18 protein-coding genes are annotated in these 17,933 nt (G+C 70.9%); 7 read left to right on the forward strand and 11 right to left on the reverse strand.

The annotated features are described in order from the left end of the window. Positions 1-40: 40 nt before the first annotated feature. Positions 41-349 (reverse strand): hypothetical protein, encoded by a 309-nt coding sequence (locus ABEB28_RS17945; protein ID WP_345729265.1) that lies wholly within the window; start codon positions 347-349, stop codon positions 41-43. Between the two features lie 426 nt (positions 350-775). On the opposite strand from ABEB28_RS17945, the gene tuf reads away from it, so the two are divergent. From tuf to ABEB28_RS17960, 3 genes are all read left to right on the forward strand, one after another. After that, positions 776-1,966, forward strand: coding sequence for an elongation factor Tu (gene tuf / locus ABEB28_RS17950; protein ID WP_345729266.1), 1,191 nt, complete (start codon positions 776-778; stop codon positions 1,964-1,966). Between the two features lie 134 nt (positions 1,967-2,100). After that, positions 2,101-3,381 carry a hypothetical protein gene (locus tag ABEB28_RS17955; protein WP_345729267.1) on the forward strand — a complete coding sequence of 427 codons (1,281 nt, stop codon included), beginning with the start codon at positions 2,101-2,103 and terminating at the stop codon, positions 3,379-3,381. A 147-nt stretch (positions 3,382-3,528) separates the two neighbouring features. Continuing rightward, positions 3,529-3,825: a hypothetical protein gene (locus ABEB28_RS17960; protein WP_345729268.1), complete on the forward strand. Its 297-nt coding sequence runs from the start codon at positions 3,529-3,531 to the stop codon at positions 3,823-3,825. A 6-nt stretch (positions 3,826-3,831) separates the two neighbouring features. Here the strand turns inward: ABEB28_RS17960 and ABEB28_RS17965 are convergent, their stop codons facing one another. The 3 genes from ABEB28_RS17965 to ABEB28_RS17975 all read right to left on the reverse strand — a co-directional run bounded on the left by ABEB28_RS17965 (position 3,832) and on the right by ABEB28_RS17975 (position 6,304). Beyond that, positions 3,832-4,488, reverse strand: coding sequence for a DUF998 domain-containing protein (locus tag ABEB28_RS17965; RefSeq protein ID WP_345729269.1), 657 nt, complete (start codon positions 4,486-4,488; stop codon positions 3,832-3,834). Positions 4,489-4,612: 124 nt separating this feature from the next. Next, the gene (locus ABEB28_RS17970; RefSeq protein ID WP_345729270.1) at positions 4,613-5,875 is read right to left on the reverse strand and encodes an RNA polymerase sigma factor; all 1,263 of its coding nucleotides are present in this window, start codon (positions 5,873-5,875) and stop codon (positions 4,613-4,615) included. 12 nt (positions 5,876-5,887) lie between these two features. Then, complete coding sequence (locus ABEB28_RS17975) at positions 5,888-6,304, reverse strand: YciI family protein (protein ID WP_345729271.1); 417 nt, start codon at positions 6,302-6,304, stop codon at positions 5,888-5,890. 288 nt (positions 6,305-6,592) lie between these two features. On the opposite strand from ABEB28_RS17975, the gene ABEB28_RS17980 reads away from it, so the two are divergent. Together ABEB28_RS17980 and ABEB28_RS17985 are read left to right on the forward strand one after the other, a co-directional pair. Then, complete coding sequence (locus ABEB28_RS17980) at positions 6,593-6,715, forward strand: ubiquitin family protein (RefSeq protein ID WP_345729272.1); 123 nt, start codon at positions 6,593-6,595, stop codon at positions 6,713-6,715. 109 nt (positions 6,716-6,824) lie between these two features. Continuing rightward, the gene (locus ABEB28_RS17985) at positions 6,825-8,321 is read left to right on the forward strand and encodes a class I adenylate-forming enzyme family protein (protein WP_345729273.1); all 1,497 of its coding nucleotides are present in this window, start codon (positions 6,825-6,827) and stop codon (positions 8,319-8,321) included. An 18-nt stretch (positions 8,322-8,339) separates the two neighbouring features. Here ABEB28_RS17985 and ABEB28_RS17990 read toward each other — a convergent pair whose 3' ends face one another. From ABEB28_RS17990 to ABEB28_RS18015, 6 genes are read right to left on the reverse strand one after another with little or no spacing between them, the layout of a single operon-like run. Then, complete coding sequence (locus ABEB28_RS17990) at positions 8,340-9,908, reverse strand: class I adenylate-forming enzyme family protein (RefSeq protein WP_345729274.1); 1,569 nt, start codon at positions 9,906-9,908, stop codon at positions 8,340-8,342. Continuing rightward, positions 9,895-11,502: a class I adenylate-forming enzyme family protein gene (locus ABEB28_RS17995; protein ID WP_345729275.1), complete on the reverse strand. Its 1,608-nt coding sequence runs from the start codon at positions 11,500-11,502 to the stop codon at positions 9,895-9,897. Before ABEB28_RS17995 ends, ABEB28_RS17990 begins: the two co-directional genes overlap by 14 nt. Further along, complete coding sequence (locus ABEB28_RS18000) at positions 11,499-12,956, reverse strand: class I adenylate-forming enzyme family protein (RefSeq protein ID WP_345729276.1); 1,458 nt, start codon at positions 12,954-12,956, stop codon at positions 11,499-11,501. Before ABEB28_RS18000 ends, ABEB28_RS17995 begins: the two co-directional genes overlap by 4 nt. After that, positions 12,953-13,714 (reverse strand): enoyl-CoA hydratase/isomerase family protein, encoded by a 762-nt coding sequence (locus ABEB28_RS18005; RefSeq protein WP_345729277.1) that lies wholly within the window; start codon positions 13,712-13,714, stop codon positions 12,953-12,955. Before ABEB28_RS18005 ends, ABEB28_RS18000 begins: the two co-directional genes overlap by 4 nt. Further along, positions 13,711-14,514, reverse strand: a complete 804-nt coding sequence (locus ABEB28_RS18010) for an enoyl-CoA hydratase/isomerase family protein (protein WP_376980238.1) — start codon at positions 14,512-14,514, stop codon at positions 13,711-13,713. The genes ABEB28_RS18005 and ABEB28_RS18010 overlap by 4 nt, the downstream gene beginning before the upstream one ends. Before the next feature lie 6 nt (positions 14,515-14,520). Then, the gene (locus ABEB28_RS18015) at positions 14,521-15,324 is read right to left on the reverse strand and encodes an enoyl-CoA hydratase-related protein (protein WP_345729279.1); all 804 of its coding nucleotides are present in this window, start codon (positions 15,322-15,324) and stop codon (positions 14,521-14,523) included. Between the two features lie 129 nt (positions 15,325-15,453). Between ABEB28_RS18015 and ABEB28_RS18020 the strand changes: the two genes are divergently transcribed. Both ABEB28_RS18020 and ABEB28_RS18025 read left to right on the forward strand, forming a co-directional pair. After that, the gene (locus ABEB28_RS18020; RefSeq protein ID WP_345729280.1) at positions 15,454-16,344 is read left to right on the forward strand and encodes an enoyl-CoA hydratase/isomerase family protein; all 891 of its coding nucleotides are present in this window, start codon (positions 15,454-15,456) and stop codon (positions 16,342-16,344) included. Positions 16,345-16,449: 105 nt separating this feature from the next. Continuing rightward, positions 16,450-17,250, forward strand: coding sequence for a FadR/GntR family transcriptional regulator (locus ABEB28_RS18025; protein WP_345729470.1), 801 nt, complete (start codon positions 16,450-16,452; stop codon positions 17,248-17,250). A gap of 6 nt (positions 17,251-17,256) precedes the next feature. On the opposite strand, the gene ABEB28_RS18030 is transcribed toward ABEB28_RS18025, so the two are convergent. Then, positions 17,257-17,892 carry a TetR/AcrR family transcriptional regulator gene (locus ABEB28_RS18030; protein ID WP_345729281.1) on the reverse strand — a complete coding sequence of 212 codons (636 nt, stop codon included), beginning with the start codon at positions 17,890-17,892 and terminating at the stop codon, positions 17,257-17,259. Between the last annotated feature and the right edge of the window lie 41 nt (positions 17,893-17,933).

Below are 17,933 nucleotides of genomic sequence, written 5' to 3' on the forward strand. Positions count from 1 at the left end.
CGACGTACATCCGGCAGCGCCTCCAGTACGCAGCCGTTGGTCAATCGCACGGCCCACCGTGCACAGTCATCCACATCGCGCATTTGTCGTTCTGGCACGCCGCCTTCTCCGACTGGGCGCGTGCGACGCCATTGGGGTTGTCTCTCAGTCCCCGTGCTACCTGGAGCAGTCCGGAAGCATGGGACTGCCCGTAGACCGCGCCCTGCGCGTCCTTGCGCATTCCGACGCCCTTCATCACGTCGTGGTAGTAAATCCGGCTGACGATGGCCGCGTACGTGGACACCCATTCGGGCGCGAACCCATCGTCGATGAGCAGGTCCTTGACAGAAAGACGGTTATTGGTGATCACGCGGACTCCAGGGCGGCATGTACCAACGAGGGCGTTGCGCCTACGTTGATCGTCGGACGGGGCCCTCGCTACGTCGGCGCCGCATCGTCGGAGTTGAGGTGAGCGCCGGACGAGCTGATCAGCGCCGACGATCACTTGGGGCATGGTGCCCGCGCTGGTCACGGGGTCGGTCGACCGCACCGGAAATTGAATCGGGTCGTGTGGTGTTTCCGACTACCGTGATCCTCATGTTCGCGTTCGGTCTGCAGCTGCCCTCGTCGGTGGCTCCCGTGCGCGCGTTCTGGGTCAGCGGCGTCGATACCCGAAGCTGACCCTTCCCCACTGGCAGCAGAACCCCGGGGAAGGGTCGCTGTCCCCTGCGTGGGTTCTGACGCGGCGGAAGCCGCGGTTCACCGTCGAGAATGCCTTACAACCAGTGAGGAAATCATGGCCAAGAGCCAGTTCGTCCGTAACAAGCCGCACGTCAACATCGGGACGATGGGGCACGTCGACCACGGCAAGACGACCCTGACCGCCGCCATCACGAAGGTGCTCGCCGACCGCGACCCGGCCGCCAACCGGTACGTCGCGTTCGAGGGCATCGACAAGGCGCCGGAGGAGGCTGCCCGCGGGATCACCATCACCATCGCGCACGTCGAGTACGAGACGCCGACGCGCCACTACGCGCACGTGGACATGCCCGGCCACGCCGACTACGTGAAGAACATGATCACGGGGGCGGCGCAGGTGGACGGCGCCATTCTCGTCGTGTCGGCGCAGGACGGGTCGATGCCGCAGACCCGCGAGCACGTGCTGCTCGCCCGGCGGGTCGGCGTGCCGTACCTGGTGGTGGCGCTCAACAAGAGCGACACCGTCGACGACCCCGAGCTGCTCGACCTGGTCGAACTGGAGGTCCGCGAGCTGCTGTCGACGTACGGATTCCCCGGTGACGAGGTGCCGGTGGTTCCGGTCAGCGCGCTCAAGGCGCTGGACGGCGACCCGCGCTGGGTGCAGTCCATAGCCGACCTGCTCGACGCGGTCGACGACTACGTACCGGTGCCGCCGCGCGAACTCGGCGAGCCGTTCCTGATGCCGATCGAGAATGTCTTGTCGATCAGCGGCCGGGGCACCGTCGTCACCGGCAAGGTCGAGCGCGGCACGCTGCGCGTCGGCGACCCGGTCGAGGTCGTCGGCCTCGGGCCGACGGTGGCGAGCGTCGCCACGGGCCTGGAGATGTTCGGCAAGTCCCTCGACGCGGCACAGGCCGGCGACAACGCCGCGGTCCTGCTCCGTGGGGTCAAGCGCGAGCAGGTGCAGCGTGGCCAGGTGGTCGCGGTGCCCGGCAGCGTGACGCCGCACCAGCGGTTCCGGGCTACGCTGTACGCACTGACCTACGCCGAGGGCGGCCGCCACACGCCGTTCGAGGCCAACTACCGGCCCCAGTTCTACTTCCACACGACCGACGTGTCGGGCGGGCTGGAGCTGGACGGGGTGGAGATCGTGATGCCGGGGGACACTCTCGACTCGGTCGTGGTGGACCTGAGCAAGCCGGTCGCGCTCGAGGTCGGCTTGGGCTTCGCCGTCCGTGAGGGCAATCGCACGGTCGCCGCCGGCACGGTCACCGAACTGCTGGACTGAAACACGATTGGCGGCCCGGCCGGGAACTCCCGGCCGGGCCGCGGATCGAACGGGGAGATCCGAGAGCGCGCCGCCGTTCTTGGTGGCCGTATGCGGCCGGCAGCAGGCCGGGGAGGGTGCGCTAGCGTGCGCCCATGACGGCGACCGGACCCAGCCGACCTGCAGGAAGTCGCGAACGTGTCGGCGGGTTGGTCTTCGCCGCAGCGGTGGGAGCGTTGGCCGGCGCTTCGGTGACGCCACGCCGGAAGGGGCGCGCGGCGGTAGCTGGGGCGGTGGCGCTTGCCGCGATCGAAGCGGTGGCGCGCGCCCGGCAGCGGCCCGGTGAGATTCCTGCGTGGTGGTCGCGGGTCCTGATGAGCGGTGCGCTGGCGGCGCCGGTGGGCTGGCTCGGTGGGCGACTCACCAACGCCGGGCCGGTGGCGGTGGGTACGACGGCCGGCGCGATGGCGGGCGCGCTCGGGTTGCGGCCGCAGAAGGTGGCGCTCGGCCCGGTGGCGGGTGCTGCCGTAGGAGCTGCCTGGCGGGTGGCCGGCGGCAAGGAACCCGGTGCGGTGGCGGCCACCGCGGTGGTCGGTTTCCGCGTGTTGTCCGCTCTGCTGTTCCGCGACGCCCAGGTAAGCCTGCTGGCCGAAGGCGTGCAGGCCGAGGAGTTGCCGTTCGTCGTGCCGCTCGAAGCCCGTGCGCGCTACGTCGGCACCAACTACGTGCGCGAGCTCGCCGACGTGATCGGCGGTAAGTACGAGGCCGACGCCCCCGACGTGGGGATCGTGGCCTCTCTCGATGACGTGGCCGGTCCGCAGTTCGACCCCGCGGGCGTCCAGCCGCTGGTCCGCGAGTTCTACGAGCACACCACCCGGTTCCGGCTCGACATCGTGCCCGAGTGGCGGCTCTGGGTGCGGCCGGGCTACCTGCTCTACCGCACGCTCGTGGCGCGTCCGGTGGGCCAGGCCAACGTGCCGATGAACCAGCGCGAGATCGTACGAGGAGTGCACAGCCGCATCGACACGATCACGCCGGACGGCACCGACCTGATCGGTGTTCGGGGATGGATTCGCTCGTTCGCCGACACCGACGAGCCCATCTACGTAGGCATCTACACCACGTACCGGCACGAGGGACGCGGCTATGTGAGCGTCGGCTTCCCGGTGCCGCAGGGCAGCTTCACCGCCACCCTGCTGCCCCAACCCCGCCCGGACGGCGGGCTCCGTTTGACCAGCCACAGCCCGCTCGCCCACCCCGGCCACTACCTGACCTACATCGACCCCGGCACCCGCGAGCTCACCACGCTGAGCGTTCCCGGCTTCGCCGAGCAACTCGACGTCTACACGACGGACGGCGAGCTACGCGCCGAGCATGCGTTTTCGCTGTACGGCTTGCCGTTCCTCGTCCTGCACTACACGATCCGCCGCAAGTAAGCGCGGATTGGTGATGGACAGAGCGAGAGCGTGTCTGCCAGCCCTCGTTCCGGCCGACGCACACTGACCAGCCACCCCTCGGGGATGAAGCGCGCGCCCGACCCGGCCGCGACCATCAGGGGCCGGAGCCCCGAGAGGAGGACGGCCATGGGCTGTCTGTTCGCATTGTTCGCAGGGACCTTCCCCCGGCTGGGCTTGTTCATCGTCTGGCTCGTCCGCCCGGCGTTGGTCAACGCGGCCTTCGACACCTGGATCTTGCCCCTGCTCGGAATCCTCTTCCTGCCGTTCGCCACCCTGATGTACGTCATCCTCTACGCCCCGGGCGTCGGCCTGACGGGCTGGGGGTGGTTCTGGGTCGGGTTAGCGGCGGTTCTGGACGTCGGACACTGGGCAGCGAGTGCGACGCAGCGTCGGCAGATTCCTGGCTACCCCGCGGCCCGGTGACCGGCCTCAAGCGCTTGGGTAACGGGCGAATTGACGCGCGTCCACGGTCAGCGCCGCCACGAACGCGAACTGCAGAGCGGTCGCGACGACGAGCCGGACGCTCAGCCCGTCCAGGTCCGGCCAGGCCGCGAGCGTGAGCACTGCCGAGAACGTCACCGCGGTCGCCGCGCTCGCGACCCACCGGCGACGGCGCAGGAAGCGGACCAGGAAGAGAACCGCGGCGGCGGTCCAGCAGAGGGAGGCGACCACGAATCCGATCTCGTGCAGGGCGCCGTGCCAGGTGAAACGCTCGGGCGCCCCGGCCGGTGCCCCGGCCGGGAAACCGGCACCCGGATCGGTGACGAACACCCCGGCGACGATCATGCCGACGCCGAAGCCGGCGATAAGTGCACTGCCCCAGCCGACGCTCCGCCCGGGCCCGAGTGTTCGCCACAGCCCTGCTCCCGCCGCGATGAGCAAAGTGCCCGTGACGACGAAGTTCGCGATCTGGATCCAGCCGAGAGCGCCGAGCGCCAGCAGGCTCAGCGGGTGGCGATCCGGCTCGAACCCGCTCCGGGTGAACGCCTGAGCGGCCCAAACGACGAGAAACAGCGGTCCGGCGGCGAGACCGGCGTCGAGCGCTCGGACTCTCGGGCGGACGGGGGTGGGGCGCAGAGCGGACATTCGCGAACTCCTCCGGGATTCCGGCGCCGCGGTGGCGCCTCGTATCCGGGACGTCGGAGCGGCGTCCGCGATCCGGACGGCTCGCTGCCCGGCGGAGGGATGCTCTTCGGAGAGGGCAGCCCTTTCAGTCCGGAGGGCAGGCCGCTGAGCCCGGAAGGCGTGCCGCGCGGGCGCGGAGGTACCGGGCCTGAGGCGGGCTGCCGGTCCGGCCGGCCGCTTCCTCGTACGCCGCGCGCGCTCCCGCCGCGTCGCCGGCACGCTCGAGAAGATGCGCCCGCACCGCGGGAACCCGGTAATCGGCGGCGAGCCACCCGTCGTCCGCCAGTTCGTCGAGTAGCCGTAGGCCGGCGTCCGGCCCGTGCACCATCGCGACCGCAACCGTGTGGTTGATCCGGACGACGGGGTTGTCGGCGATCCGCAGCAGCACCTCGTAGAGCGCGAGGATCTGCGGCCAGTCGGTCTCCTCGGCGGTCGGCGCCTCGTCGTGCAGCGCCGCGATCGCCGCCTGCACCTGGTACGCGCCGGTCGCCCCGCGGGGCAGCGCCGCGGTGAGCAGCTCGATCCCCTCGGCGATGCGTTGAGCGTCCCACCGCGTCCGGTCTTGCTCGGACATCGGAACCAGCGCGCCGTCCGGCCCGGTCCGCGCCGCGCGCCGCGCGTCGGTAAGAAGCATCAACGCGAGCAGACCGCTGACCTCGCTGTCCGCAGGCAGCAGGGCGTGCACCATCCGGGTGAGCCGGATCGCCTCCTCGGTCAGGTCGACCCGCTGCAGGGACGGCCCCGCCGTGGTGGCGTAACCCTCGGTGAAGACGAGGTAGAGCACGTGCAGGACCGCGCCGAGGCGGGCGTTCCGGTCGGCGGCCGACGGAAGCGCGAACGGCACGCCGCTGTCCTTGATGCGCTGCTTGGCCCGGGTGATGCGGCGGGTCATCGTCGCCTCCGGCACCAGGAACGCGCGGGCGATCTCGGCCGTGGTCAGGCCGCCGACCGTGCGGAGCGTCAGCGCGATCTGCGAGGCCACCGGCAGCGACGGGTGACACGCCAAGAACAGCAGGATGAGTGTGTCGTCGGAGGCCGGGGCGACCTGGTCGGCAGCCGGCGCAAGCCAGTCGCCGGGCAGGGACCGGCTCGCCACCGTGCCTTCCCGGCGCTGCCGCGCCTGATCGCTGCGGAGCAGGTCGGTCAGGCGGCGAGCCGCGACGCGGATCAGCCAGGCGCGCGGATCGGTTGGAAGCCCGTCGCGTGGCCACTGGAGCGCGGCGGCGAGCAGCGCTTCCTGGGTCGCGTCCTCGGCGACGTCGAAGTGGCCGTACCGCCGGACGACCGCGGCGAGGACCTGCGGCGCCAGTTCGCGCAACAGGTCCTCGACGGCGGACGGGCCGGACATCGACAGAGCTGGTCAGAGCTCCGGCTCTGGCGCGTGGTCGAGGATCGGCCGGACATCGGCGTAGCTGTCGGCGAAGACGTCACCGGGGCTGGGGCAGGCCGACAGCCGGGCAGCGATCTGGGTGGCCCGGTCGAAGCTCGCGCAGTCGACGACCCAGTAACCGGCCAGTACCTCCTGCGTCTCGGCGTACGGGCCGTCGGTCACCACCGGTACGCCGTCCCGCACCTGCACGCGCCTGGTGTGGACCGGCGCGTCGAGGCCCTGGGTGTCGACGAACTCACCGGAGTCGACCAGCTCCTTCGTGAAGGACTCCATGAACTCGTGCATCGGCGCGAAGTCCTCCGGCGTCAACGCCGGGCCGTCGGCGGCTCGTCCTGCCATCAGGTCGTGGTCGCGCTGGGAGCTGTACATCATGATCAGGTACTTCATGGTTCAACCTCTCCACGATCGGCTCTCTCCGCGAGAGCGCTGTCGCAGGGGACGTCGGAGCCGCCGACCGCAACCGGACACCGCGCCGCCCCGGCCGAACGCACTGATCTGCGTCCGCGCGTTGCCCGCCCGGCGTGACGACGACTCATCGTTGTCATGAGGCCGGTCACTACCACGATAAGTCGTCGGCGCGTCGCCGAGTCACGGTCGAGGGACCCTGACGCCGTCACCGCGCGGTTCCTGCACGATGCAGGCGTTGATCGACTTCAAGGCAGCCACCCACTCGAGGTGAACGTGCCTCCGGGCGAGGGAACACGTCTCGTCGTCGAGCCGGGTGAGCACGCGATGCACACGTTCGGCATGACGACCGCGCGGAAACCCTACCTCGTGCTCCAGCGGGAGCCGACGTAAGACGGGAAACACACCGAAATCTATAGATGCTTGCCCGCCACACCAGAGGCGATCTTGCGCTCCTGACGTGGACTAGCGTTATAACCTCTAGATGTATGAGAATCCCTCTATGCCGACCACAGTCGCAGCGTTCTGGGATCTCGTCGAGGAGTCCGCCCAGTGGCGGCCCGCCGCCGTGATGCTCTCCGACGACCACGGTCGTTCCCTGACCACCGTGGCCTTCCGCACCGAGGCGGAGCGGGTGGCGGCCGGGCTGCATGCTCGCGGCGTCACGACCGGAGACGTGGTGTCGTGGCAACTACCGACGACGCTCGAAGCGGCCGTGCTCATGGCCGCGTGCGCACGTCTCGGCGCGGTGCAGAACCCGATCATTCCGAACTTCCGTGCCCGGGAAGTGACGTTCATCGTCGACCAGGTGCGGTCCCGGCTCGTCGTCATACCCGAGGCCTGGAACGGCTTCGACCACGGCGACATGGCCAGGACGCTGGGGCGCGACGTCCTCCCGGTGGCGCTGGACGGTCCGCCCGGCGCCGCGATCCGGCTGCCCGGTGACATCACCGACCCGCTTCCCGCACCCTCAGGGCCGTCGACGGCCTGCCGGTGGATCTACTACTCGTCGGGGACCACCGCCGAGCCGAAGGGCGCGCGGCACACCGACCGGTCGGCGCTCGCCGCGTCGAACGGTGTCGTCGACCAGTTGGGCCTGCGCGCGGACGACGTCTACCCGATCGCCTGGCCGATCGCGCACATCGGCGGCGTGGCGATGCTCGGAGCAGCGTTACGGACCGGTGCTCGCCTCGTTCTGTTCGACACGTTCGACCCACCGACGACGCCGGACCGGATGGCGGCGCACCGGCCGACGATCCTCGGCTCGGCCACGCCGTTCTTCCAGGCCTATGTGGCCGCCCAACGACGCCACGGCGACCGGCCGCTCTTCCCGGAGTTACGGGCCTGCGTGGGCGGCGGCGCACCGACTCCGGAAGCCATCAACCAGCAGGTCGCCGACGTGCTCGGCGTGCCGGGCGTGGCCGGTTCGTGGGGACTGACCGAGTTCCCGGTCGCGACCAGCGAAACACCCGCGGACGACGGCGTCGGGTGCAGCGTCGGACGGCCCGCCCACGGCGTCGAGGTCCGCGTCGTCGGCGGGGAGCTGCGTCTGAACGGCCCACAGAAGTTCCTCGGCTACGTCGACGCGTCCCTCGACGCCGAGGCCTTTGACGATGACGGCTGGGTGCGAACCGGCGACCTCGGTGTCGTGGACGGCGACGGCCGGGTCCGGATCAGTGGCCGCCGCAAGGACGTGATCCTCCGCAACGCCGAGAACATCTCCGCTTCGGAGGTCGAGGAGGTCGTGCTGCGGTGCCCCGGAGTGGCCGACGCCGCGGTGATCGGCGTTCCGGACGCACGCACCGGTGAACGGGTCCGCGCGGTCGTCGTCACGGTGCCCGGTATCGACGTGTCCCTGGCCGACGTGGTGGAGCACTGCCGACGCGCAGGCCTGGCTCGGTACAAGTGGCCGGAGGACTTCCGGCTCGCCGACGCAATACCGCGCAACGCGATGGGCAAGGTCGTCAAGCGCGAGCTGACCGCGGACGGCGGTCGGTAGACCACCGTCCGCGGCTGTTCACGCGGTGAGGCCGTCGGTCCGAACGAGGCGACGGAGCGCCGCCACGTCGACCTTTCCGCTGGCCAGCCGCGGCACCCGGCCTGGATCGTCCACGATGACCCAGCGCGTCGGCACCTTGAAGGCGGACAGCCGCTGCCGCGCGCCGTCGGCCAGCGTCGCCACGTCGACCGAGTGCTCCACCACGACCATCGCGGCGACACGGCAGATGCCCTGATCGTCGACGGAGTCGGTGACAGAGGCCTCGGAAACGCCGGCGAGCCCACGTAGGGCCTGTTCCACCTCGATCGGGTACACGGTGGCGCCGCTGACCTTGAACATGTCGTCGAGCCGTCCGCGATACCAGAGGTAACCGTCGGCATCGAGGACGCCGAGGTCGCCGGTGGGGTAAAACCCGTCGCGATCAAACAGCTCGGGGCGTGTCCGGCCACAGATACCGCGCATCACGGCGCGGCCGCGGACGCGGATCTCCCCCTCCGTACCGGCGTCGACCTCGGTTTCGGTCCCGGGCGCGACGATCCGCGCCTCGATCCCGGCGAACGGGCGCCCGCAACTCCCGGCCTTGCCGTCGGGCAGATCCTCGTCGAGCCGCGCGCCGGAGTACGGGCCCATCGTTTCGGTCATGCCGAGCAGCGCGGCCCGCGCGCCCGGGGGCGGACGCCGGTCGTCCGGGAGCAGCGCCGGCAGGCTCGCCGGGCGCAACCGCGACAGGTCGGTCGCCCGGAAGTCCGGGTGCGCAGCCAGGCGTTGCGCCTGGTCCGGCCAGCCCCGGAAGAGCGTGACACCGCTTCGTTCGAGGAACCGGAGCGTCCGCCCCGGCTCCGGTTCCGCCTCGGTCACCAACGTGGCGCCGGCGACCAGCGCGGAGAGAATCCCGGCACCGAAACCGCCGGTCCAGAAGAACGGCATCGGCAGGTACAGCCGGTCGTCGGCGCCGACGCAGCGGGCCTCGAGCCCCGCACCGACAGCCCGGAGCGCGCTCCCGTGGGTGTGGATGACGCCCTTCGGCCGGCCGCGGCTGCCGGAGGTGAAGAGAACCACCAGGTCATCAGCGGGCCGGACGCCGGCTTCGAGAGCGTCGACCAGCGCCGGCGGCGCCGCCTCGCCGGGCACACTGTCCGGTGTCCACACTCGGCGGAGCGACGGCACCGCTGCACTCCGCCGGTCCTCGGCCACCCCGCCGAGACCGGGCACCTCCGCGTCCAGCTCCTCGAGGTAAGTCCGACCGCGGAAGCGCGGCGCGGCGATCAGGTGCGTCACCGAGGCGGACCGGAGCTGCGCGAGCAGCTCTGGCGGCCGAAGCAGCGTGCTGAGTGGAACGAGAACCGCACCGGTCCGGGTGACCGCCAGCGCGGTGACCACCCAGTCGACGCTGTTCGGGAGCAGCAGTCCGACCCGGCTGCTCGTCCCCATACCGGCGTGCACCAGCCTCGCGGCCAGGGCACGGCTGTCGCGGTGGAGGTCGGCATAGGTGATCGTCCGGTCGTCGTCCACGACCGCGTCCCGGTCCCCCGCGTGCCGCCGGTGGGTGGCGAGCAGCGTCGGCACGGTCAGGTCATCCGCCGGCACGAAGCCGCTCCTTGAGCGCCGGGACGTCCAACTTTCCGCTGGACATGATCGGTACCTCGCCCTCGGCGAACAGCACGATGCGGTGGGGAATCTTGTAGGTCGAGAGGTGATCGGCCAACCGTCGCCGCAAGTCTTCGGCGTCGATGCCCTCGCCCGGCGGGACGCGGATCGCGGCCGCCACGATCTGCCCGCGGTCGGGGTCCTCCAGGCCCACGACGTGCGCGGTCAGCCCGGCGACCTCGCGGATCACCTGCTCGACCTCAACTGGGGACACGTTGGCGCCGGACGTCTTGATGACGTCACCGCCGCGGCCGCGGAAGTAGTAGAAACCCTCCTCGTCGACGAGGAACAGATCGCCGGTGCGGAACCAGCCGTCCGCGTCGAACACCTCGTGCCGCTCGCGTCCGTAGTAGCCCTCCATCAGGAAGGGACCGCGCAACCAGAGCTCGCCGACCGCTCCAGGGCCGCAGTCCGTCCCCTCCTCCGGGTCGACGATTCGGGCCCCGAACCCCGGCGCGGGCCGCCCGAACGAGCCCCGCCGCCGTTCGGGCTGGTCGCTCTCGTCCGGGTCGACCAGGCAGACGCTGCCGGTCTCGGTCATCCCCAGCATCTGGTGCCGCAGCTGCGGATCGGCCGGCCGGACCTCGGCCGGCATGATCGGGTACAGGTTTCCGCGCCGGATCGACGTCAGATTCCTCCGTGCGAACGTCGGGTCTTGCGCCAGGTGCGCGACCGACTGCGCGTAGCCGTTGACCATGGTGGGGCGTTCGCGCTCCAGGACGTCCAGTACTCCGGCGGCGTCGGACGCGTTGGAGCAGACCAGCGTCCCGCCGGCCAGCAGGGTTCCGAGCAGCGCGTACGCGAAGCCGCCGATCCAGAAGAACGGCGAGTTGGAGAACAGCACCTCGTCGTCGGTGTAGCGGCGAATCGTGTTCAGGTTCGCCAGGTGCTGGAGCAGCGCGCCGTGGGTGTGGATGACGCCCTTCGGCGCGCTGGTCGAGCCCGACGTGTGCACGATCACCAGCCGGTCCCCGGGGTCGACGGCGTTTTCGGCGGCGCGCAGCACGGACCGCGACACCGCGTCACCCGAGGCGAGCAACGCGGCGGCCGTCCGGGGTGGAGGAATCCCGTCGTCGGTGTGGACGAACACGTGCCGCAGGGCCGGTACCGAGGCCGCGAGGGTCGGGCCGCCGGTGGCGAGGTCGAGTTCGGGCACTGCTGCGGCGACCGTCGCCAGGTAGTCGTGCGAACGATACGACCGCGCGCTCAGCAGTACCTCGACGTCGGCGTCGCGCAGGAGTCTCCGCAGTTCGACGCTGGTCGAGAACGTGCTCACCGGCACGGTCACCGCCCCGATCCGGGCCGCCGCCAGCCACCCGACGACAAAATCGCCGCCGTTCGGCTGCAGCACACCGACGTGGGTGCCCTTACCCGCCCCGATCGCGAGCAGACCGCGGGCGAGCAAGCCGGACCAGCGGTCGGCGTCGGCGTAGGTCAACCGGTCGTCGTCGCAGACGAGAAAAGGCCGCGAGCCGTAGCGACCGGCCCGTTCCCGGAGCAACGCCGGGAGCGTGAGCGGAGGGCCGAACGTCACCGCCCACCACCCAGCAACGCCCGCACGGCGCCGAGATCGACCTTGGCCGACGGGGTGCGGGGTAACGCGTCGACGATCCGGATCTCCACCGGCCGCTCGTACGGGGCCAGCTGGGTCGAGACGTGCGCGGCCAGGTCGTCGGCGGTGACGGGAGCCCGGATCTCGACGGCGGCCACCGGCACCGCACCCAGCCGCCGGTCGGGGAGGCCGACGACCGCGGCGGCTCGCACCGCGGGGTGCCGCTCCAACACCGCGCGGACGTCGTCCGGCAGGATCTTGAAGCCGCCGCGGATGATCGCCTGGTCGGCCCGGCCGAGGATCCAGACGAACCCGTCGGCGTCGATCCGGGCCAGGTCGGTGGTCCGGATCCACTCGTCGCCGGTGCCCAGCTGGGCGGCCCGCACCTCCAGCAGGCCCGGCTGGTCGGGCGGTAGCACGGCGCCGGTCTCCGAGGAGACCACCCGCAGCGCGCACCCCGCGTGGGCCCGCCCGACGCTGCCGCGTTTCGTCGACCAGTACCGCTGGTGGTCGGCGAGGTTCCAGCCGGCGACGCCGCCGCCGAACTCGGTCGCGGCGTAGGAGACCAGCACCGGGACTCCGTACTTCCCGGTGAACGCGTCGGCGTCGTCGGCGGAGAGCGGCGCCGTGCCGCACACGACCGACCGGACCGACCGCAGGTCGGACGGGTCCAGGTCGGCGTCGAGGACCATCCGCAGTGCGGCCGGGACCAGGCTCACCGTCGCCGGACGGTGTCGCCGGACCGCGTCCGCCCAGGCTTCGACCGTGAAACGTTCGAGCAGCGCGAACGACCGCCCGTCGACGACGCACTGCAGCACCCGGAACAGCCCGCCCAGGTGGACCAGCGGCGCGTTGACCACCGCGATGCCCGACCGCAGCCGGACGGCGGAGTCGCGATTACCCTCGTAGTGCTTCGCGCCCGCGAAGACCCGCTCCAGCATCCGGTAGGACAGGTCGACCCGCTTCGGCGGTCCGGTGGTGCCGCTGGTCAACATCTGCACCGCGACGCCCGGCCGCGGCTCTGCCGCAGCGGCGGTACCGCGTGCCTCGACCGGTGCGCCGAGCTCGTCGGCCGCGAGCACGGCTCCCGGGAGGCCCACCAGGTCGGCCGGACCGCCGGCGACGAGCGCGGGTCGCAGCGCGGCGATCTCCGCGCGGACCCGCTCGGCGCCCCGGTGTGGGTTGACCGTCACGACGCAGCCACCCGCGCGCAGCACCCCGAGCACGAACGCCACCGAGACCGGGCTGTTGCGCAGCAGCACCGCGACCCGGGTTCCCGGCTCCGGCACGTGTGCGGCGACAGCCTCGGCGGTCGCACCGAGCTCGCCCCACGTCCACCAGCGGCCCTGGAACTCGATCGCCGGTCGGTCCGGGTCCAGCGCGGTCACCGCGGCGCTGCGCTCGCCGAGGGTACGGCCGCTGCCGGGCCCGCTCATCGGACCCACCCCCGCCGCGGCGCCGCGGCATCCGCCGCCGCCATCCCGACCGGGTTGCCCAGCCGCGTGTAGATCAGTGCCTGCTCGGTCGCGGCCCGGTAGGGCCGGTCCAGCGATTCCCAGATCGCACGCACGGTGCCCTGGGTGGCTGCGGTCGGCTTCTCCGCGATCGCCGCGGCGATCTCGTGGGCGCGGCCGTGCAGCGCGTCCGGCTCGGTCACCTCGGTCACCAGTCCGATCCGCAGCGCGGTCGCGGCGGACACCCGCTCGTCGTTGCCGAGCAGCGCCATCCGCAGCGTCTCGCCGAGCCCGATCCGGCGCATCAGACCGACCGGCTCCACCGCGCTGACCCGGCCGCCGCTGACGTGCGAGTCGAAGAACGTGGCGTCGGTCGAGCAGATCACCACGTCGGCCTCGTTCACGAAGTAGAACGCGCCGGCCGTGCAGAGTCCCTGCACGGCGCAGACCACCGGCTTCCAGACCTTCTGCCACTTCGGGCTGAGCAACTCGCCCGGGTCCTCGTGGTTCCAGACGTCGTCGGGCTGCCCGTAGGGCTTCGTGACGTCGAGCCCGGCGCAGAACGCGCGCTCCCCCGCCGCCCGCAGCACCACTGCGTGCACGTTCGGGTCGGCTTTGACTTGTCGCCAGGCGTCCCGGATGTCGTGGCACATCTGTCGGTCGAACGCGTTCAGGACCTCCGGCCGGTTCAGCGTGATCGTGGCGACGTGATCCGGCGTGACTTGGTACGAGATCGTCATCGGCACTGCCACCTCGGCGCGCGCTTCTCCAGGAACGCGCGTGGCCCCTCCCGAGCGTCCTCGGTGCGCACCACCCGCTCCCGGTAGGCCTCGGCGAGGATCTCCGCGTCGTGCAGCGGAAGGTCGAGCCCGCGACGGATCGCGAGCCGGGTGCCCCGCACGGCCAGCGGCGCGTTCCGGTTGATCAACTCGGCGACCTCCCGGGCCCGGGCCATCAGTTGATCGTGCGGGACGACCTCGGACACCAGCCCGAACTGGTAGGCCCGTTCGGCGCTCAGCCGCTCGTGCTTTCCCATCAGGGCCACCCGCAGCGCGATACCCGGCGGAAGCACCCGTGCGAGCCGGACCGACTCGCGTCCGGACACCAGGCCGATGCTCACGTGCGGGTCGAAGAACTCCGCCCGCTCCGACGCGATCGCGATGTCGCCGGTCGTGACGAGATCCAGCCCGGCGCCGCAGCACAGGCCGTTGACCGCCGCGAGCACCGGTTTGGTCATCGTCCGGAACGGTGGCGTGGCCTCTTGGGGCGCTTCCCACTGCGGGTACGTGGAGAGGTACGGCTCGTCGTAGATCACCCGCCCGTCGTCGGGGATCTGCCCCACGTCGGCGCCGGCGCAGAACGCCCGCCCGGTGCCGGTGACGATGATCGTCCACACGTTCTCGTCGGCCTCGGCCGCCGCGTACGCGGTCCGCAGCTCGCGGGCCATCAGTGGGTTCACCGCGTTGAGCTGGTCGGGTCGGTTGAACGTGAGGGTGGCGACCCGATCGGCCACCTCGTACTGGATCGTCTCGAACTGCATCGGCACCTACCGTCCGGTGAAGCGGGGCGGGCGGCGCTGGGTGAACGCCGCGAGTCCTTCTTTGAAGTCGGTCGTCCGGGACGACAGTTCGAGCGCCGTCGCCTCGTACTCCATCGCGTCGCCCAGGCCGAGCGAGAGGCCACGGTGGATCGCGCGTTTGGTGAGGCCGACCGCGACCGTGGGGCCCACGGCGAGCCGTTCGACGACGTCCGCAGCGGCCGATTCGACGTCAGCAGCCGGCACGGCCCGGTGGATCATGCCCCAAGCGGCGGCCTCGGCGCCCGTGACCTTCCTCCCGAGCAGCAACATGTCCTTGGCCCGCGCGACCCCGGCCAGGCGCGGCAGTAGCCAGGTCGCGCCGCCGTCGGCGCTGAACCCGCGCTGGACGAACGGCTCCCAGAAGCAACTGTCCTCGGCGGCGACCGTGAAGTCAGCGGCCAGCGCTAGCTGGCACCCCAGCCCGGCCGCGTACCCGCGGACCGCGCACACGACCGGTAGTTGGACCTCGGTGATCAGCTGGACCAGCCGGTGCGCCTCGACCGCGGTACGCCGCTGCACGGCGCCGGTACGAGGTCGCGGCTGATCCCCGCGATTGGTCCTCACCCAGTCGGCGCCGGAACAGAAGTCCGGGCCGCGGCTCCCGAGCACGACGACACGCAGATCGTCATCGGTCGCGGCAGCGGTGAACACCTCGATCAGCCGGCACACCGTCGCCGCGTCGAGAGCGTTCTTGCGCGCCGACCGATCGAGGTCGATGCGGAGCACGCCACCGTCCCGGCTCACGGCGAAGCCGGTCGAAGTGTTCTCCATCCGGCCGTCCCTCCTCGTGGCACTACACGAAACGACGGATCACTAGCTGCGATGCTAACCAAGGCATCCGCGAAAGATCTAGATGTATGGCACCGTGGGCGTCGACGATCGCGAACGAAGGGGTCACCGATGGACGCAGGCCGGATAGAGCTCGACCGCGACACCGAGGCGGGCATCGCTTGCCTCACCATCGACAACCCCGAACGGCGGAACGCCTACGACCCCGGCATGCGCGAGCAGCTCGGCGGCCATCTCGACGATCTCGCCGCCGACGACGCGATCAAGGTCGTCGTTCTGCGCGGAAGCGGCGACACGTTCAGTACCGGCGCGGACATGAACAATGCCTACGGCTGGTACGGCGAGGGCGGGCCCGAGCGCCGGCGTCGCCCGAGTCAGCGGCGGCGGTTGACCGTCGATCGGAAGTCGTTCAGCTTCTACCACGACTTCATGGGCTACCCGAAGGTGACGATCGCCGAGGTCCGGGGGTTCGCCCTCGGCGGCGGATTCGAACTGGCACTGATGGCCGACATCTCGGTGATCGCCGAAGACACCAAGATCGGCATGCCCGCGACGCGTTTCCTGGGCCCCGCACTGGGATCGCTGCACATGTTCTTCTACCGACTCGGACCGACGCTGGCCCGACGCCTGCTGCTGACCGGCGACGTCATCCCGGCCGGCGAGTTGGCTCACTTGTCGATCTTCACCGAGGTCGTGAACGCGGCCGACGTCGCGCCCCGGGCCGACTGGTGGGCCCGGAAGATCGCGCGGATGCCCGCCGACGGCTTGGTGATCGCGAAAGAGGCGTTCCGGCTCGTCGAACAGTTGCAGGGCTACCAGGGCGAAGAGGTGGCCAGCTATCTGTTCCATGCATTCGGCACCAACCTGCAGTTCGAAGAGGACGAGTTCAACTTCGTGAAGACCCGCGCCGAGCACGGCACCCGCCGCGCGTTCGAACTGCGGGACGCCCACTTCGACGTGCCCGCCCCGCAGCCGTCGAGCCCGCACGGCGGACCCCAATGACGCTGCTTTAGACTTCGCCACAAAGATCCAGAGGTATCGGCATCCCACATCGAGGTCCGACGGATGACGTTCGCTCCGGAGCAGCGGACGGAGGAAGGGGCCGGCATGGCTGCCGCGGCACGGCGGAGCGAGAACGGGCGCAGCGCCCCGGCACGGGAGAAGCCGCTGCAGATCGCGGACGAGATCCGCGCGCTCATCCTGCGGGGCGAGCTGGCGGAAGGCGAGTCGCTCGGACGCGAGCCCGACCTCGTCGAGCGGTTCGGCGTTTCCCGGCCCTCGCTGCGTGAAGCCCTGCGCACCCTCGAGGCCGAAGGTCTGATCTCGGTCAAACGGGGTGCCACCGGCGGGGTCGTCGCCCATCGCCCCGACCACCGGATGACCGCGCGCACCGCAGCCCTGGTTCTCCAGGCGCGGAACGTGCCCCTCTCCGACGTCTGGGAGGCCCGGAGGCTGCTCGAGCCGATCGCTGCGCGGACGGTGGCAGCGTCGCCTTCTCACCGTGAGGCCGCCGCGGAGCTGCGGCGGCTGATCTCCGAGCAACTCGAGGCCGTGAGCGACCCGGCAGCGTTCGGGCTCGCCAACTCGCAGTTCCACGCCCGCCTCGTCGAGATGGCCGGTAATCAGACGCTCGGCATCGTCGCCGAAATGCTCAACGAGATCGTCGCCAGAGCCGTAGCGACGGTCAGCCAACCCAGCCCCGATTCCGGCACCGGCGAAGAAGGCATCGATCGGAGCGTCGTCCGGCTGAAAGGCCTCCGCGCCCAGGCACGACTCGCCGCGCTGATCGAGGACGGCGACGCGACCGCCGCCGAATCCCACTGGGCCGAGCACATGAAGGTGGTCGGCCGCGTGATGCTGGCCCAGCGAGCGAAGACCGTGATCGACCTGATGCAGCACGAGACCTGACCGGCCCTACGTCAAGCCGTCGATCGCGTACCGCTGCACGAACGAGGCAACCGACGCCGGATCGTCCGCCGTGTACGCGATCGACGCCTGGAACACCGTGAAGGACAGGATGATTCGGGCCAGCCACTCGCTGGCATCGGCGACGTCGAGATCGGACCGCACCTCGCCGTTCCGGCGCGCGCTCTCCAGGAACGGGCGGAGAAGCCGCGCCGTCCGCACCAGCGCGTGCGCGCCCTGGGTGCCGAGCATGCGGACCATGGCCACCCGATTGGCTTCCGGATCGTCGACATCCGGATGGATCGCCCGCACCATGAGTTCAGACAGTGCGCCGAGCCGGGCGGAGAGCGTCGGCTGCGGCTCCATCAGGGCCGCCGCCTCGGCGAAGAACCGGTCCGCGCCACGGTTCGACAACGCGTCGAGCAGGACTTCTCTCGACTCGAAGTAGCGGTAGAGGGTCCCGCGCGAGACCCCCGCCCCTCGTGCGACGTCCGCCATGCTCGTCTTCCCGGAACCGATCTGCTGCACGAGCCGATCGGTCGCGTCGAGCAGTCGATCGCGGACCGCCCCGTCCAGTATCACGCCACCACCGGCCCCTCTGCGCAGCGGAATCACATCGCCGCTCGATCCGGCTCGGTCGGTCATCCGAGCCCCTCGCCTCATCCGCCGAGATCGTCGGCGCCACT

Source organism: Cryptosporangium minutisporangium, assembly GCF_039536245.1.
Classification (GTDB): domain Bacteria; phylum Actinomycetota; class Actinomycetes; order Mycobacteriales; family Cryptosporangiaceae; genus Cryptosporangium; species Cryptosporangium minutisporangium.

What these genes read in the sequence shown, in the direction of transcription:
- tuf (WP_345729266.1), top strand. Translation starts at nt 776, where the DNA reads ATGGCCAAGAGCCAGTTCGTCCGTAACAAGCCGCACGTCAACATCGGG.
- ABEB28_RS17955 (WP_345729267.1), top strand. Translation starts at nt 2,101, where the DNA reads ATGACGGCGACCGGACCCAGCCGACCTGCAGGAAGTCGCGAACGTGTC.
- ABEB28_RS17960 (WP_345729268.1), top strand. Translation starts at nt 3,529, where the DNA reads ATGGGCTGTCTGTTCGCATTGTTCGCAGGGACCTTCCCCCGGCTGGGC.
- ABEB28_RS17965 (WP_345729269.1), bottom strand. Translation starts at nt 4,488, where the DNA reads ATGTCCGCTCTGCGCCCCACCCCCGTCCGCCCGAGAGTCCGAGCGCTC.
- ABEB28_RS17970 (WP_345729270.1), bottom strand. Translation starts at nt 5,875, where the DNA reads ATGTCCGGCCCGTCCGCCGTCGAGGACCTGTTGCGCGAACTGGCGCCG.
- ABEB28_RS17975 (WP_345729271.1), bottom strand. Translation starts at nt 6,304, where the DNA reads ATGAAGTACCTGATCATGATGTACAGCTCCCAGCGCGACCACGACCTG.
- ABEB28_RS17985 (WP_345729273.1), top strand. Translation starts at nt 6,825, where the DNA reads ATGCCGACCACAGTCGCAGCGTTCTGGGATCTCGTCGAGGAGTCCGCC.
- ABEB28_RS18000 (WP_345729276.1), bottom strand. Translation starts at nt 12,956, where the DNA reads ATGAGCGGGCCCGGCAGCGGCCGTACCCTCGGCGAGCGCAGCGCCGCG.
- ABEB28_RS18005 (WP_345729277.1), bottom strand. Translation starts at nt 13,714, where the DNA reads ATGACGATCTCGTACCAAGTCACGCCGGATCACGTCGCCACGATCACG.
- ABEB28_RS18010 (WP_376980238.1), bottom strand. Translation starts at nt 14,514, where the DNA reads ATGCAGTTCGAGACGATCCAGTACGAGGTGGCCGATCGGGTCGCCACC.
- ABEB28_RS18015 (WP_345729279.1), bottom strand. Translation starts at nt 15,324, where the DNA reads ATGGAGAACACTTCGACCGGCTTCGCCGTGAGCCGGGACGGTGGCGTG.
- ABEB28_RS18020 (WP_345729280.1), top strand. Translation starts at nt 15,454, where the DNA reads ATGGACGCAGGCCGGATAGAGCTCGACCGCGACACCGAGGCGGGCATC.
- ABEB28_RS18025 (WP_345729470.1), top strand. Translation starts at nt 16,450, where the DNA reads ATGGCTGCCGCGGCACGGCGGAGCGAGAACGGGCGCAGCGCCCCGGCA.
- ABEB28_RS18030 (WP_345729281.1), bottom strand. Translation starts at nt 17,892, where the DNA reads ATGACCGACCGAGCCGGATCGAGCGGCGATGTGATTCCGCTGCGCAGA.